Source organism: Streptomyces sp. NPDC046915 (genome assembly GCF_040644935.1).
Classification (GTDB): Bacteria; Actinomycetota; Actinomycetes; order Streptomycetales; family Streptomycetaceae; genus Streptomyces.
On sequence record NZ_JBEYXB010000028.1, the window covers coordinates 13,867 to 30,034 of the forward strand.

Annotated in this window: 11 protein-coding genes; 3 read left to right on the forward strand and 8 right to left on the reverse strand. The window is 74.4% G+C overall.

What is annotated here, in order from left to right:
- Positions 1–86 precede the first annotated feature (86 nt).
- On the reverse strand, positions 87–1,019 hold the full coding sequence (locus ABZ915_RS42520) for a Ppx/GppA phosphatase family protein (protein ID WP_361814790.1): 933 nt from the start codon (positions 1,017–1,019) through the stop codon (positions 87–89).
- Between the two features lie 71 nt (positions 1,020–1,090).
- Here ABZ915_RS42520 and ABZ915_RS42525 point away from each other — a divergent pair, with 71 nt between their 5' ends.
- The gene (locus tag ABZ915_RS42525) at positions 1,091–1,891 is read left to right on the forward strand and encodes a hypothetical protein (RefSeq protein WP_361814793.1); all 801 of its coding nucleotides are present in this window, start codon (positions 1,091–1,093) and stop codon (positions 1,889–1,891) included.
- A 147-nt stretch (positions 1,892–2,038) separates the two neighbouring features.
- Here the strand turns inward: ABZ915_RS42525 and ABZ915_RS42530 are convergent, their stop codons facing one another.
- From ABZ915_RS42530 to ABZ915_RS42560, 7 genes are all read right to left on the reverse strand, one after another.
- Complete coding sequence (locus ABZ915_RS42530) at positions 2,039–3,742, reverse strand: hypothetical protein (protein WP_361814795.1); 1,704 nt, start codon at positions 3,740–3,742, stop codon at positions 2,039–2,041.
- A gap of 127 nt (positions 3,743–3,869) precedes the next feature.
- Positions 3,870–7,457, reverse strand: a complete 3,588-nt coding sequence (locus tag ABZ915_RS42535) for a hypothetical protein (RefSeq protein WP_361814798.1) — start codon at positions 7,455–7,457, stop codon at positions 3,870–3,872.
- Positions 7,454–8,767, reverse strand: coding sequence for a hypothetical protein (locus tag ABZ915_RS42540; protein WP_361814802.1), 1,314 nt, complete (start codon positions 8,765–8,767; stop codon positions 7,454–7,456). Before ABZ915_RS42540 ends, ABZ915_RS42535 begins: the two co-directional genes overlap by 4 nt.
- Positions 8,764–10,761, reverse strand: coding sequence for a hypothetical protein (locus ABZ915_RS42545; RefSeq protein ID WP_361814805.1), 1,998 nt, complete (start codon positions 10,759–10,761; stop codon positions 8,764–8,766). The genes ABZ915_RS42540 and ABZ915_RS42545 overlap by 4 nt, the downstream gene beginning before the upstream one ends.
- Positions 10,762–10,764: 3 nt before the next feature.
- The gene (locus ABZ915_RS42550; protein WP_361814807.1) at positions 10,765–11,886 is read right to left on the reverse strand and encodes an AAA family ATPase; all 1,122 of its coding nucleotides are present in this window, start codon (positions 11,884–11,886) and stop codon (positions 10,765–10,767) included.
- Entirely contained in the window at positions 11,883–12,914 is a 1,032-nt protein-coding gene (locus ABZ915_RS42555; protein ID WP_361814810.1) for a hypothetical protein, read from the reverse strand. Before ABZ915_RS42555 ends, ABZ915_RS42550 begins: the two co-directional genes overlap by 4 nt.
- Positions 12,911–13,360, reverse strand: coding sequence for a hypothetical protein (locus tag ABZ915_RS42560; RefSeq protein ID WP_361814813.1), 450 nt, complete (start codon positions 13,358–13,360; stop codon positions 12,911–12,913). The genes ABZ915_RS42555 and ABZ915_RS42560 overlap by 4 nt, the downstream gene beginning before the upstream one ends.
- Before the next feature lie 162 nt (positions 13,361–13,522).
- Here ABZ915_RS42560 and radA point away from each other — a divergent pair, with 162 nt between their 5' ends.
- Both radA and disA read left to right on the forward strand, forming a co-directional pair.
- Positions 13,523–14,932 carry a DNA repair protein RadA gene (gene radA, locus ABZ915_RS42565; RefSeq protein ID WP_361814816.1) on the forward strand — a complete coding sequence of 470 codons (1,410 nt, stop codon included), beginning with the start codon at positions 13,523–13,525 and terminating at the stop codon, positions 14,930–14,932.
- Positions 14,933–15,013: 81 nt separating this feature from the next.
- Positions 15,014–16,138, forward strand: coding sequence for a DNA integrity scanning diadenylate cyclase DisA (disA, locus tag ABZ915_RS42570; protein WP_361814819.1), 1,125 nt, complete (start codon positions 15,014–15,016; stop codon positions 16,136–16,138).
- The last annotated feature ends 30 nt before the right edge of the window (positions 16,139–16,168 follow it).

Genomic DNA, 16,168 nt, shown 5'->3' on the forward strand with positions numbered 1-16,168 from the left:
CGCGGGGTACCTGTTCGCCGTTGTGGGGTTTGCCACGGGCGAGTACCGGCCGTTCGTGGCCTGTCTCCGGGTGCTCCCCGGGTGCCCTACACCGACCCCATGTGGTCCAGTCGCCGCAGGATCACGCCCTCCCGGAGCGCCCAGGGGCAGATCTCGAGGTTCTCCACGCCGAAGAGGTCCATCGCGGCCTCGGCGACCAGGGCGCCGGCGAGGAGCTGGCCGGCCCGGCCGTCGGAGACGCCGGGGAGTTCGGCGCGCTGGTCCGCGGTCATGGAGGCCAGGCGGGGGACCCAGGCCTGGAGGGACTCGCGCTTGAGCTCGCGCTGGACGTACAGGCCGTCGGCGGAGCGGGCGGCGCCGGCGATACGGGCCAGCTGCTTGAAGGTCTTGGAGGTGGCGACCACGTGGTCCGGGGCGCCGAAGCGGGTGAACTCCCCGACGGTGCGGGCGATCTCGGTGCGCACATGGCGGCGCAGTGCCCTTATCTCCTCCGGGTCGGGCAGGTCGTCGGGCAGCCAGCCGGCGGTGAGCCGGCCCGCGCCGAGCGGGAGGGAGACGGCCGCGTCGGGCTCCTCGTCGATGCCGTAGGCGATCTCCAGGGAGCCGCCGCCGATGTCCAGGACGAGCAGCTTCCCGGCCGACCAGCCGAACCAGCGGCGGACGGCGAGGAAGGTGAGACGGGCCTCCTCCTCGCCGCTGAGGACCTGGAGCTCGACGCCGGTGGTGTCCTGGACCCGGGTCAGCACCTCGTCGGCGTTGCTCGCCTCGCGGACCGCGGACGTGGCGAACGGCAGCAGGTCCTCCACACCCTTGTCCTCGGCGGCCTGGAGGGCGTCCCGGACGACACCGACCAGTTTGTCGACGCCTTCGGCACCGATGGCACCGCTGCCGTCGAGGAGCTGGGCGAGCCGCAGCTCGGCCTTGTGCGAATGCGCGGGCAGGGGGCGCGCGCCGGGGTGTGCGTCCACGACCAGCAAGTGCACCGTGTTCGAACCCACGTCCAGGACACCGAGTCTCATGTACGGAACGCTACTGCCAGTGCCGCGGTGCTCAGGCCCCGGAGCGGCCCCGGGCCACTTACCCTGGATGCGTGCCAAAGACGAAAAAGGCGAAGAGCGACAAATCATCCACGGGTGCGAAGGCGAGCGACGAGAAGGGGCTCGACTTCGCCCGCGCATGGGTGGAGTTTCCTGATCCGGCGGACGACGAGCAGGTCTTCCGCTGTGATCTGACATGGCTGACCTCTCGCTGGAACTGCATCTTCGGCAGCGGCTGCCAGGGCATCCAGGCGGGCCGCGCGGACGACGGGTGCTGCACGCTGGGGGCCCACTTCTCCGACGAGGACGACGAGAAGCGGGTCGCCGAGCACGTGGCGAGGCTCACGCCGGACATCTGGCAGAACCACGACGAGGGGCTGGCGCGGGGGTGGGTCTCCGAGGACGAGGACGGTTCCCGGCAGACCCGGCCCTTCCAGGGCTCCTGCATCTTCCAGAACCGGCCCGGCTTCGCGGCCGGCGCGGGCTGCTCGCTGCACATCCTGGCCCTGCGCGAGGGCCGCGAGCCGCTGGAGACCAAGCCGGACGTGTGCTGGCAGCTGCCGATCCGGCGGACGTACGACTGGATCGACCGGCCCGACGACACCCGTGTGCTCCAGGTGTCCATCGGTGAGTACGACCGCCGGGGCTGGGGTCCGGGCGGCCACGACCTGCACTGGTGGTGCACCTCGGCGACCTCCGCCCATGGCGCGGGCGACCCGGTCTACGTCTCCTACCGGGCCGAGCTGACCGAGCTGATGGGCAAGGCCGGCTACGACCGGCTGGCCGAACTGTGCGAGCAGCGCCTCGCCTCGCAGCTGCCGCTGGTGGCTCCGCATCCGGCGGATCCGGTCTAGGGCCTGACGGCCTGACGGCCGGGCGGGGCGGCCGGTTGCGAGGGGGCGGTGCGGGTGGGGCCGCAGGCCTCGCTGTGCTCGTGGTGTCTGACGGCGCGACTGCCGCTGGTGGCTCGGCATCCGGCGGATCCGGTCCGGGGTCCGGCCCTAGGCCGGGGTGTCCGGCGGGGGCGGGGTGCCGCCGTCGGACGGTGGGGGCGTCGGGTTCCCGGGGGCGCCGGGCGGTGTGGACGGGGCGGTCGGTGTGGGGGCCGGGTCGGTGGACGGGGGCTGGCCGGAGGGTGGGGGGTCGGCGGGGGCCGAGGCCGTGGGGGTCGGGTCCGGGTGGGCGGTCGGGGGCGGGTCGGCCGGTTGCGAGGGGCCCGTGGGGGCGGTGCCGTAGCCCTCGATCGAGACGACGGCGCCTGCCGGGGCGATCGCCACCTGTGCGGTCCAGTGGCCGGCGGGCTCGCGCAGCTGGTCGACGTACACCTTGATCGTGAACGACTCGCCGGGCCGGAGGGTTCCCGAGGAACGGCTGAGGTAGAGCCAGTCGGCCGAGGTGGTCGCCGACCAGCGGACCGGGGCGGGGCCGGACGCGGTGAGCGTGACGAGTGTGGTGTCGCCGCTGGTGTCGGCCGTGACCGTGAGATGTCCCGCTCCTTTGTGCCCGGCCCCGGGGACGCTGACCACCTCCACGGAGACGTCGGAGGAGCCGTCCTTGGCGAGGCCTCTGCCGGGCACGGTGGCGTTCCCGGCGTTCTCGTAGCCGCCGACCGGGTCGCCGTCGAGGCCGTCGGGGTCGTGCGCCTCGCGCGCGGTGGCGGCGCTGCCGACCTGGCCCTCCGCGGTCGGGGTGCCCCGGTACGCGGCCCACAGGGCCAGCACGGGGGCGGCGACGACGGTGGCCACGACGGTCGTGGTGACGGCACGCGCGCGGATGCGGTCCCGGCGGGCGGCACGGTCCTTGGGGTCCATGGGGAAGCCGCGGCGGTCGAAGCGGGGCGTGGCGGAGCCCCGCGCGCGCGGGCCATGGGCCAGGGCGACGTGCAGGGCCGCGCGGGGTGCCTCCAGGACGGGCAGCTCGGCCGGGGTCACCGTGGCGCCGGGCCAGCGTCCCGGGACCGCGCGCTCGGCGGTGCGGCGGCAGCGCGGGCAGTCGTCGACGTGCCGCACCAGCTCGCGCCGCAGGGCGCTGCTGAGCACCAGCTGCTGCTCGCCGGTGAGCCGGTCCACACCGGGACAGCCGCCGGCCTCGACGACGGCGAGCGCGGCGCGGGTGCGCTCGACCTCGCAGGCGGCGGAGGCCAGCAGGTCGCGGGCGGCGGCGAGGTCCATGCCGAGGACGGCGGCGACCTCCTGGGCGGTGAGGTGGTGGCGCACGGCGAGTTCGAGGGCCTCGCGCTGCTCCGGGCTGGTGCCGGCGGCCTCCGGCCAGGCGAGCAGGGCGAGTTCGCCGCGCCGCTGCTCCTGCGCCTCCGCCGAGACGGGCGGGGCGGTGGCGTGCCCCTTCCCGGACCCGGCGCGGCCCGCCGCGTGCGTGGCCTGACGTTTCTGCTTGGCCTCGGCGAGCTTGCGCAGACACGCCCAGCGGGCCAGCGCGTACAGCCAGGCCCTGCGGTCGTCCACCGCCTGTGGCACCCGCTGCCCGCGCCGCTCGGCGAGCGCGAGGACGTCGCCCAGGGCGGCGGTCGCGGCCTCGTGGTCGCACAGCACGGACAGGCAGTAGGTGAACAGGCCGTCCAGGTAGGGCTCGTAGCGCGCGGGCGGCCGCTGCGCCAACGTGTGCGCCGCAGCACGATCGCGCGCCTCACGGTGCGCTCTGTGTGCGCCGGTGGTGCGGGTCGAGGTCTCCGGACTGGTGCTCATCACCCGTGCGACCGTAGGCGGCGGGGGATGAGCCATTCCGGCGGCTTGAGCACATTTAATCCGTACGGGTGAAACGATCCCTCATAAGGGGACAGGAACCTCGGATTCCGGGGCTCGTGCCGACGCGGGGTCAGTAGCCGGGCGGATGGAAGGTGGGCAGGAGCGAGCGGGGGTCGTCGTAGAGCAGGGAGAGCTGCTCGTCGCCGCCCTGCACACGCAGCCACCACAGGGCGCGGGGGAGCTCCGCGATGGATCCGATGCCGCGGAGCAGGATGTCGACCGTGCCGCGCAGTCGCTCGCACCGCGGGCCGCACTGCTTGGCGTGCGGAGCCGTCGTCCACAGGGCGACGCGATGGCCGTTCCCCAGCAGCCTGGACATGATCTCCCGGCCGGGCCCGTGGCCGGCGGGGCCGCACAGGAACGGGACGCCCCCGCGCGGATGGGTGCCCAAGGGCTCCGCGGCGGAGGGGAGCGGGAGGTGCCAGGCCAGGAAGTCCTGCGTACTCGTCAGGTTGTGCCAGGCGGAGTGCCGCGGCGTCCCGCTCGCCCCGCGCCGGTCCGTGTAGCGGATGGTCACCGGGCGCTGCGAGCCCAGGAGCTGTGGTGAGTCGGTGTTCCGCCAGGTGTGCGGTGCCAGGTCGAAGGCGTTCAGGGGCAGGGCGAACTCGACCGGGGCCGGGCGGTGGGGCGAGTCGGCCTCGCGCAGCGCCCTGCTCAGCGGCTCCGCCACGTCCCGGGGCAGCGCGCTGAGCTTGACCCAGGACCGGCCCTCGCGCCCGGTCTCCCATCCGTCACCGCGGGGCATGAGGACCGCCCACCGGAAGGAGGAGGTCCGGAACAACCCGGACGCCACCGCGACCAGGACCCTGGCCTCACCCTTGTACACGCCGGCGCCGACGCGGTACGAGTGCCGGCGGGCCCGTTCCGCGCCCTCCTCGTCCCCCACCAGCCGGTAGGTCTCCGCGGCGGCTTTCCACTGGTTGCGCGCCTCGGTGTAGCGGCGCAGCTCCTCGCTCGCCCGCGCCCGCACCTCCAGGACCCGGGCCCGGCCGTGGCCGTCGGACAGTTCCTCGAACAGGGGGGCCGCCTCCTCCGCCAGCGCGAGGGCGTCCTGCATGCCGCCGGTGTCGTACAGGGCCTCGGCGCGGATGAGCAGGGCCCGTGCCATGCCCGGCCGGTCGCCGAGCTGGCGGCAGATCTCGGTGGCCAGGCTCAGGCGCTCGAACCCGGCCGGGTACGCGCCCGTCTTGAGCAGGGCCACGCCCAGGTCCGTGTTCGCCTCGGCCTCGCCGCGCCGGTCGCCGACGCGGGTCATCCCGTCCAGTGCCGCGGTGTGCGCCGCCAGAGCGGTGGCCCAGTCGGCCCGCTCGGCGGCCACCAGGCCCAGGGCCTCGTTGGCCTTCGCCGCCCCCCAGGAGTCGCCGAGTTCCTCGTGCAGGGTCAGTGCCGCCTCGTGCGCCCGGGCGGCCTCGTCCAGCAGGCCCGCCCCGCGCAGCGCGGCGCCGCGCAGGTTCAGCAGATGTGCCCTCAGGTGGTCGGTCACGGGCTGCTCCAGCGCGGTCGTGCAGCAGTCCAGACAGCGCTCGAAGTCCCGGCGCCAGTTCAGGTAGACGCCCAGGTTCAGCGCGAAGCTCGCGAGCGAGGCGACCTCGGCGTACCCGGGCGCTTCCAGGACCTCCGCGATCAGGTTGTCGCGCTCGCCGTCCAGCCAGATCAGCGCGTCCTCGCGCCGCTCGGGGCGGTAGTCGTCCGGGGGGTCGGCGCTCAGGCCCAGTGCCTTGACCGCGTCGGCCGTCCGGCCGGAGCAGAAGTCCAGCAGGCGCCGTCGCGCGCTCGTCGCCTCCTCCCGGACGGCGGGGTCCTTGCCGAGTACCTGACGGACGTACGCCTTCGGCAGCCGCTCCACCCGCAGGCGGTCCTCGGGGTCCTCCCGCGTGATCAGGCCGGCGCCGTACGGATCCCGCACATCCGTCTGGTGTCCGGAGAACAGAACGGCCACGGACTCCGCCCCGAGGTCGTCTCCGGAGGCCGCCGACAGCAGTCGCAGTGCCGTCCGCGAGGCCGGGGAAAGCCTCTCGTACTCGGCGCCGAAGGCGTTCCTGAGCTCGTCGAAGACGTGGAAGACCCCGCCCGCCGACTCGGTCCGGGTGAGCAGTTGGGCGAGGGTGCCGGGGTACTGGACGGCGAGCCGCAGTGCCAGGGGCACGCCTCCGCACAGGGCGGCCAGCCGCTGCACCGCCTCGTTCTCGGAGCCGGCGGCGTCGAGGACGGCCGTCGCGGCCTCGGGGGTCAGCGGGCCCAGCACCATGCGCCGCTCGTCGGGAGCCGCCGTCGCGGGGCGGGAGGTGACCAGGACGTGGAAGGGGCTGCGGGCCGGCACCTCGTTCCAGGTGCTCTGCGCCTGGGTCCAGGTGGTCCCGTCGTGCACGATGAGCACCGGCCGCCGCTCGTTCCGCAGCCGGGACACCGCCCGGGCCACGGCTCCGGCCGTCTCCGGGCCGGGCGGGATCCAGTAGGCGCCACCGGGGAACCAGCCGCGTTCCACGGCCTCGCGGGCCGCCGCCACCGCGAGCACGGTCTTGCCGATCCCGGGCATGCCGGACACCAGGGTGAACCGTTCGGCCGAGATCCGCTCGGAGGGGTTCAGCAATCCCAGCAGGTTGCCGGTCTCCGTCTCCCGTCCGGTGAACGCGGCCGGTACGTGCGGCAGGGCCAGCCGGTCGGTGCGCGGCACGTCGGTGCCGAGCACCGAACTCAGCACGTCCGTGGCGCGGTCCACCGCCGCCCGGCCGACGGCGCAGATCGTGAAGTGCTCGGCTGCGGGCGTGGCGTACGCGGTGGTGAGGCAGACCTCGTCCCGCCGGCTGTCGGGGCGCACCGGTTCGTAGTAGGCGCTGCTCCGCATGACCGCGCGCGCCGTCTCCACCAGGCGCGAGGAGGGCCGTACGACGATGTCGCTGCGCAGTTCGACCTCGGTGGCCACGACGACGTCGCCGTACTCCAGCCTCCGCCGCACACCGCGCCCGTGGACCATGGACACCACCACCGACGCGCCGTGGCGGCGGCCGGCCGCCATGACCTCGCGCCGGTAGTGCGGCAGCTGCCAGTCGACGGACATGAGGATCACCCGTCGCCCGGTGCCCGCCAGGGTGCCGCTCGTGTGGTCCGCGCTCCAGGTCCGGTCGGTGAGCCGGCCGGACAGCGCGGCGTACAGCCCGTCGGACCCGGCCAGGACCAGCACGGTCCCGGCTTGCTCCTCGGTCTCCTCCTCCGCCTCGGCCCCGGGCCCGTCCGGATCGACCGGTCCGGGCAACGGCACCTCGGTCTGCGGGCCCGGCGGCCGCTCGGCCGGGGTGGTCCGCACCGGCAGCCGCTCACTGCGGAAGGGCACCCCGCCGGCGGTGATCAGCGTGAGCAGCAGTGACGTGTCGTGGCCCGCGTCACCCACCGGGTAGGTGACGAAGCGGGCAGGGCCGTAGGTGCCGCCGAAGCGGTGCAGCACGAGGGTGGTGTCGCCGACCGACTCGACGGCGAGGCGGTTGCCGCCCTCGAGCATGCAGCCGATGGCGTACTCCTCGGTGTCGTACGGCCAGGCGTCGTTCTCCGCGTCGAATTCGACGTCGACGGTGACCAGGTACTTCTGCCCGGCCTCCACCTCCTCGGGCCAGCTCACGAGGGGACGGAGCGGGACGGACGGACGGTCCGTCGGAACGGTCACGCGCTCTCACCCCCCGCGCAGGCCTGTGGGTGCGTCTGCGGCACCTCCAGGGCCAGTGTGGTCCCCGGATGGCCGAAGTAGGCGAAGGTGAAGCCGGCGAAGAAGGCCTCGATCGCCTCCTCGGCGCCGGTGGCGTCGCCGTATCTGATGGCCTCCTCGGCCCAGCGCGCGTGGAACGCCCGGTTGTCCGTCACGGCCTCGGCGAGACCGACCGGCCCGCCCTGGGCCTGGGTGAGCAGCCGGGCCGCGAAGTCGTGGGCGTGGCCCTTGCTCACCTTCGCGAGGGTGGCGATGACCGCGCCGGCGCCCCATCTGAGGAAGACCTCGGCGAACGTGCAGGGCACGGCCGCGTTGTACCGGTGGTCCTCGACGGTGCGGGCGGACACGCAGGAGCTGATGAGGACGGCCGCCCCGGAGTCGTACAGGGCGGGCATCGCCCAGTCGTCCGACAGTTCGGGGAGTGAGACGTCACCGAGCATGAACTCGTCGGGGTCCTCGGAGTAGATGCCGTGGCAGCGCAGGAGGAGCAGCCCGAAGTCGGTCCGCGGGCGCTCCAGGCGGACGCGCAGGTCCTCCATGCGGCGGGAGCGGGGCAGGATCTCGTGCCGGCCGACGCCGTCGTGCTCGGAGCGGAACTCCTTGTCCTCGTACACGAGTACGCCGCCGCGGCAGTCCTTGCGCGGGGGGTCGTACCGCTCGGCGCGATCGCCGTCCCAGACGGTGGTCCAGCGGATGACGGGAAGGCCGGCGCCGATCCAGCCGCCCGTGCCGCCCGCCGCGTCCATGACCGCCGCGCCTCCGATCCGCTGCCGGTAGAGCAGCTCCCACGGGATCTCGAACGCCGTCTGGTCCCAGACCACCAGCCTGGGGTCCTCGGCCCTCTCCAGCCAGTCGACCCACTTGATCAGGGTGGGCTCCGTCTTCCACCAGCCCTTGACCCTGCGGTAGGTGGCGCGCCAGCCGATCTCCCTCGCCAGTTCGGCGAGGCGGTGCAGGCCCAGGTCGGGCGGGCGTCGCCGCTGGAGATCGGTCTCCTGGTTGGCGCTGTACGCCGTTCCCCGGTAGTAGAAGTCCAGCTGGTAGTTGGGCTCGTCCGCGTACGTCCTGCTCTTGACGCACAACAGGGCCGTTCCGGCCGGGAGTTGCTCCGACAGGGGGGCACTCCGGACGTCGAGGCCCGTGGGCTCGGACGTGCCCCGGACGCCGTCGAGGTCGTGGCCGGGGGCGGCGGGTCCCTCGGGCCGTTCGAGGGCGGGCCTGCCCAGGTCCGCCTGTAACCAGCCGCGCAGGTTCATCGGTTCGGGTGTCATGACAGTGCCCCCGGTCTGCGCCGGGGTGTGACGAGGAGCGTCGCGCCGAGGGCCGCGGCGAGTTCGGTGGGCAGTTCCGCGTACTGGTCGAGGTCGGGCGCGACGATCACCGCGCGCATCCGGTTCAGCGTGGCCGCCGTGGCCGCGACGCGCAGGGCGTCGTCGACGCCCTCCCGGCGCACCCCGCTCGGCGGGCGCCCGCGCAGGCTGGCCTCCAGGGGCACGTTGCCCCGGCCGTCCGTGACGACGACGAACAGCACCTCGTCGACCACCGCGCGTCCCCGGCGCAGGAAGCGGCGCAGTTCGTGGACGCCGAGGTCGAGGGCGTGGGCGAGCGGGCTGGCGGCGCCCGGGGCCCGCTCGAAGGCCTCCAGCAGCCCGGGGTGGAGCAGCGAGGGCGCCCGGAACCGTTCCGCGCACAGCTCCAGTTCGGCGCCGCGGTGGCCGAACTCCACCACCGTCACGGCCGCGTTCGACTCGTAGGCCCAGCGCAGGTGCGGGGCGAGCGCGGGCGCGGGATCCCAGTCGCGGCAGGAGTGGTCGAGGACGAGCACCAGCGCGTGCGCCGGTTCGGGGCGGCGGCGGTACTGCCGCAGGTCCTCCGCCCGCAGGGCGAGCGGGCCGTCCACACCGTCCGGGCGGTCCGCGCCGTTCAGGGGTTCCGCTGCGATCAGCCGGGACTTGGCGGCCTCGACCATGCTCGGCACCAGGGCGATGTCGTGCACGTCACGGGCCCGCATCGTCCCCACCGGGCGGCCGGTGAGCCGCTTGGCCGCGGTGCGGCGGCGGCCCGGCGGGCGCAGCGAGCCCGGCTGGGGCAGGGCGTCCGGGGAGTCCTCGGGGTACGGGGCGGGCATCGGCGGCACGCGCGGGGCGACCGGGGTCGGGGACAGCGGGAGCGGCGGCTCGGGCTCGGTCACGGGGGTGGGCACCGCGGGGGCCACGGGCGGCTGCGGCTCCTGGGAGGGCTGGGGTTCGGCCGGGGTGAGGTGGGGGCGGGGCGGGGGTTCCTGGCGCGGTTCGAACGGGACGTGCGGGGCCGTGATGCCGAGCAGGGCGGCGGCCTCCATGACGTGCCGCACATCGGTGCGCGAAGCGCCCGTCCGGGCCGCCAGGGCGCGGGCGACGCGGGCGAGGGCCAGGCCGCGCCGCATGCCCGTCACCGCGGGGACCAGGGCGGCCACGCGTTCGGCGGCGCCCGGCGTCAGGAGGGGGCGGGGTCCGTCCGCCGGTATCGGCGGCAGGGACGGGAGCGCCCGGACCAGGCCGTCCCGCTCGGCGGGCAGGTCCCAGAACCGGTCGGTGCCCAGCCCCCACAGGATGTCGTTCAGCGGCTCCGCCTCGATCCGCAGCGGGAACCGGTCCAGCAGGTGCGGGGAGAGCCGGGTGGCCTCGGTGCGGTCGACGGCCGCCAGCCAGCGGGCCCGCGGGTGCCAGCGGAGGCTGTGTCCGTGCATCTCCACGTGCCCCGCCTCGGCGCCGATCAGCGTCACGGCGGCCCGTACGACGGCGGGCCCGGCCTGCCCCAGGTCGGGGACGAGGAGCACCGGGGGCGGGTCGCCGGGTTCCTCCACCAGCAGGCCCGGCACCAGGCGCAGCCCGTCGGCGTCCAGCCGGGGACGCAGCCACAGTCCGTCCTCGCCCAGCCAGGAGCCCAGGGTGCGGACGTCCGCGCCGGCGCCCAGGTGCGCGGCCAGCCAGACGCCCAGGACGGGCAGGAGTTCCGGGTCGAGGTCCAGGAGGAGCAGGCCGCCCGCGCCCGGTTCCGTGGCCAGGCAGGCCAGCAGGTTCAGGGCGCGGGTGAGCGGGACGGGCGGCGGTTCTGCGGCACCGGGCGCCGTGGCCTTCGGGGTGCCGGGGCGGGCGGAACCCGCTCGGGGGGCGCCGGGGGGCGGGGCCGCGGCGCCGCGTTCGGCCGGGGCCGGTACGGCGTACGGCGGCGAGGGCTTCTCTCCGTCCGGCTCGGGCCGGGCGTCCAGGGGGCGGTCCTGCATGGATCAGCCCCGGATGTCCGCGAGCAGGTCCCGCACCTGTGCGTCGTCCTCGCCACCCCACAGCGGCAGGGTGCCGGTGTCGCCCCGTCCACGGCGGTGGAAGAGGGCCGGTTTCGCCACGTCGGCGAGGTGGCGCAGGGTCACGCTGGGGGCGCCTTCGATGGCGGCGAGCGCCTGTGCGGCTCTCACCAGGACGATCTCGCCGCGGTGACCGGCGAGTTGGAAGCCTTCGGCGAGGGCGGCGCAGCCGGCGTAGACGGCGGAACCGCACTCGACGTGGGCGAGGCGCCGGCGGGCCGCGTCGAGGACGGCGCGTTTCTCGGCGTCGGCGCGTGCCGCGTCCGCCATGAACTGGGAGCCGGGATCGCCGCGTTCGGCCTCGAACCGGAGCACCCGCTCCACGATGAGCTGCCGCTTCAGGGCCTCCGGTTCGGACTCGACGGCGGCCACCAGCCCGAAACGGTCGAGGAGTTGGGGCCGCAGTCCGCCCTCGTCCGGGTTCATGGTGCCCACCAGGGTGAACTCCACGTGCTGCGTCTGTTCCGAGCGGTGGTCGCGCTCCAGCGCGAGGATGCCCGTGGAGGCCGCGTCCAGGATGATGTTGACCAGGTAGTCGTCGAGCAGGTTGATCTCGTCGACGTACAGCATGTGGGCCTTGGACTTGGAGGCCTGGACGAGCAGGCCGTCGGACTTGCGGGGCTTGCCCTTCATCAGCTCCTTGATGCGCCAGCCGCCGAGCACCCGGTCGTCCGTGGCGCCGATCGGCATCGTCACGGGCAGCCCGCCCACCGCCATCTTGGTGAAGGCGCGCACGGTGGTCGTCTTGGCGGTGCCGCGCTGCCCGGTGGCGAGTACGCCGCCGACGGCCGGGCAGACGTAGGCGATCTCCAGCGCGGTGCGCAGCTCCTCCTGGCCGACGATCAGCGAGTAGGGCAGCACGGTGGCGAGGGCGGCGGCCTCCTGCTCCGCGTCGTGAGCGGCGTCGGCGTCGTGCTCGGCGGAGTGCTCGGCGGTGTGCTCCGCGGAGTGCTCGATGGCGTCCTCGCCGGGCTCGGTACCGCCCTCGCCGGTGCGGTGGCGGTAGCCGTAGTCGTACTCGTCCCGCACGTCGTTCGCGTCCGTCATGGTTGTCCCTGTCCCCCGGTGGTGCCTTGGTCCTGGTGCGCGGTGTAGCGGAAGGCGGCCGGCAGCGGCACGCCCTGACGCCAGAGGTCGCACCAGGCCTCGGCGGTCTTCCGTTCGTCCTCGGGAGCGTCGGGGAGGCGGCCCCCGAGAGCCTCCAGCAGGGCGAACCGGTGCAGGTCGAAGGCGACGTGGACGGACTCGCCGTACGCGAGGGCCGCCTGCACCGCCCCCCGGTACGCCACCCACGACACGAGCAGCGGGACGAGGGCCAGGGCCAGCCACCAGCCGGTCCGCATCAGGACGACCGCGGCGGCCAGGGCCGTGACGGCGGTGGTCACCGCCATCCTGGCCGCCGTGTCCACGGTGTCCCGGCGGTCGTCGACGACCGTGCGGGTCCGCTCGCCCAGCAGGGGGTAGAGCCGGGGCCAGGCCACCACGGCGTCGTACCCGAACGCCCGGCCCGCGGTGTCCTCGGCGGCGGCCAGCGCGTTGCCCAGCGCGGTGGGGCGGACCAGGTGGTCGCGCAGCGGGTAGCGGCGGCGCAGCTCGGTGCCCGCGACGCCCGCGCGCTGGACGACGTCCGGGGCGACGGCGGGCGTGGGCGGCGGCCCGGAGGCCGGTGGGCCGGGCGGCAGGACGACGACGGCGGGCAGAGCCGCCCGCCGCTCCCAGGACCGCTTGCGGCGCAGCTGCCGGGCGCGTACCCGGTGGGCCCGTCCCGGCCGGTCCGGCCAGGCTCCTTCGAGCAGGCGGACCAGGGAGGTCTGGAGCGGGGCGAGGAGAACGGCGAGGAGGGTGACGCCCAGCACGAGGAGGACCGTCTCCCCCACGCCCAGCGCGGCCGCCGTGGCCCAGGCCTGAGAGAAGCGGAGCCGCCCGCCGGACGGGGGGTGCCAGCCGCGCGCGCCGGCCCAGAACAGCAGGGCGAGGAAGAAGACCGCCGCGTACGTCGGCAGGTAGCCCACCAGGAAGAACCGCCGTCCGGCGCCGAGCCCGGCGGGCGGCTGCATGGAGGAGCCGAGCTTCACCGGACCAGCTCCATCGTGCCGTGGGCGGCGCAGCGGGGGAGGTCTCCGGCGTCGTAGTACGCGCGCGCCGCGCCCGATCCGCAGGTGGGGCAGGCGAACAGCAGGACCCGGTACCCCGTCGACGTGCCGAGCAGTGCGGCGCGGTCGCCGGCGCCCCAGTCCGCGGCGGCCCCGGGCGTCTCGCCGCCCGCGGAGCCGAGGGCGTCGCGCGCCCTGGCACGGCTGCTGATTCCCACTCCCCGCCCGTCGGCGGCGCCGGGGACGCGGATGGCCACGCCCCGGTACTCGGGATGCTCGTCGAAGAGCGCCGTGATCCGGCGGGCGACCTGCGGTGCGCGGTCACGTCGCGGATCGACGTGGACGGCGTCCTCGTAAGCGGTCAGCGCGTGGTCCAGGAGACCGCCGTACACGTTCCGCGCCAGTTCGACCGCGTCAATGCCTGACATCGGCCCACACTCCCCCCGTGGTGCGGCCGTTCCACGACGTCACGCGCCGTGTCTCGACGAATGCTGATTGTACGGAGATCCACCCACCGGGGAGGCCACTTGCCCCAACTCCACACAACTGTCCCCGTCGGCGTTGTCAGTGGGCTCGGCTACGGTTTCCGCATGGCTGCCCGTACCAAGACCACCAAGGACCGCCCGTCCTACCGCTGCACCGAATGCGGCTGGCAGACGGCCAAGTGGCTCGGCCGTTGCCCCGAGTGCCAGGCGTGGGGGACGGTCGAGGAGTACGGCGCGCCCGCGGTGCGGACGACGGCGCCGGGGCGGGTCACCAGTTCCGCGCTGCCCATCGGGCAGATCGACGGGCGGCAGGCGACCGCGCGCACGACCGGAGTGCCCGAGCTGGACCGGGTGCTCGGGGGCGGGCTGGTGCCGGGCGCGGTGGTGCTGCTCGCGGGCGAGCCGGGGGTGGGCAAGTCGACGCTGCTGCTGGACGTCGCGGCGAAGGCGGCGAGTGACGAGCATCGCACCTTGTACGTGACGGGTGAGGAGTCGGCGAGCCAGGTGCGGCTGCGCGCCGACCGGATCAACGCCATCGACGACCATCTGTACCTCGCGGCCGAGACCGATCTGGCGGCCGTGCTCGGGCACTTGGACGCGGTCAAGCCGTCCCTGCTGATCCTCGACTCCGTGCAGACGGTCGCCTCCCCGGAGATCGACGGTGCGCCCGGCGGCATGGCCCAGGTGCGGGAGGTGGCCGGCGCCCTCATCCGCGCCTCCAAGGACCGCGGCATGTCCACGCTGCTGGTGGGCCATGTCACCAAGGACGGGGCGATCGCCGGACCCCGGCTGCTGGAGCACCTCGTGGACGTGGTGCTGCACTTCGAGGGCGACCGGCACGCCCGGCTCCGCCTGGTGCGCGGCGTGAAGAACCGGTACGGGGCCACGGACGAGGTCGGCTGCTTTGAACTGCACGATGAGGGCATTACGGGACTTGCCGACCCAAGTGGACTTTTCCTGACCCGCCGTGACGAACCGGTCCCCGGTACGTGCCTGACGGTGACCCTGGAGGGCCGCCGCCCGCTGGTGGCGGAGGTGCAGGCCCTCACCGTCGACTCGCAGATCCCCTCCCCGCGGCGGACGACGTCCGGCCTCGAGACCTCACGCGTGTCGATGATGCTCGCCGTGCTGGAACAGCGGGGCCGGATCAGCGCCCTCGGCAAGCGGGACATCTACTCCGCGACGGTCGGCGGCGTGAAGCTCTCGGAGCCGGCCGCCGACCTCGCCGTCGCCCTCGCGCTGGCCTCGGCCGCCAGCGACACCCCGCTGCCGAAGAACCTCGTCGCCATCGGCGAGGTCGGCCTCGCGGGCGAGGTCAGACGGGTCACGGGCGTGCAGCGCAGGCTCGCCGAGGCGCACCGGCTGGGCTTCACGCACGCGCTCGTACCGGGCGATCCGGGCAAGGTCCCGCCCGGGATGAAGGTGCTGGAAGTGGCCGACATAGGAGACGCGCTGCGGGTCCTTCCCCGGTCCCGTCGCCGAGAGGCCCCACGGGAGGCGGAGGAGCGCCGGTAGACTTTGCCCTGGTCTCGCCCGTCCGTACGAACCGAGTGCGCGAAACGGGAGCGCCCAAGAACCTGCGACCGGAGGAGTGCAGTGGCAGCCAACGACCGGGCGGCAGCTCCCGGAAAGTCCGGTGGGAGTTCCCGTGCCGATGGCCTGATGCGCGCCTCACTGAGCGCCGTGGCGCCCGGCACGGCCCTGCGCGACGGCCTCGAACGGGTGCTGCGCGGCAACACCGGCGGACTCATCGTGCTCGGCTCCGACAAGACGGTCGAAGCCATGTGCACGGGCGGTTTCGTGCTGGACGTCGACTTCACGGCCACGCGGCTGCGTGAGCTGTGCAAGCTCGACGGCGGCATCGTGCTCTCCTCCGACCTGTCGAAGATCCTGCGGGCGGGCGTGCAGTTCGTGCCCGACGCGACGATCCCCACGGAGGAGACGGGCACCCGGCACCGCACGGCGGACCGGGTCAGCAAGCAGGTCGGCTTCCCGGTGGTCTCCGTCTCCCAGTCGATGCGGCTGATCGCCCTGTACGTCGGCGGGCAGCGCCGGGTCCTGGAGGACTCCGCGGCGATCCTGTCCCGCGCGAACCAGGCCCTGGCCACGCTGGAGCGGTACAAGCTCCGCCTGGACGAGGTCGCGGGCACGCTGTCGGCGCTGGAGATCGAGGACCTGGTGACCGTCCGGGACGTCTCCGCCGTCGCGCAGCGCCTGGAGATGGTGCGCCGCATCGCCACCGAAATCGCCGAATACGTGGTCGAACTGGGCACCGACGGGCGACTCCTCGCCCTCCAGCTCGACGAGTTGATCGCGGGCGTGGAGCCGGAGCGCGAGCTGGTCGTGCGGGACTACGTCCCGGAGCCCACCGCCAAGCGTTCCCGCACGGTCGACGAGGCCCTCCACGAGCTGGACGCCCTCACCCACGCCGAGCTGCTCGAGATGCCCACGGTCGCCCGCGCGCTCGGCTACACCGGCTCGCCCGAGACCCTCGACTCCGCGGTGTCGCCGCGTGGCTTCCGGCTGCTGGCCAAGGTGCCGCGGCTGCCCGGCGCGATCATCGACCGGCTCGTGGAGCACTTCGGCGGCCTCCAGAAGCTGCTCGCCGCGAGCGTCGACGATCTCCAGACCGTCGACGGCGTGGGCGAGGCACGGGCCCGCAGCGTACGGGAGGGTCTGTCGCGGCTGGCGGAGTCGTCGATCCTGGAGCGCTACGTCTGACGCCGGCCTGCATTTTCCAGCCCGTCCGGG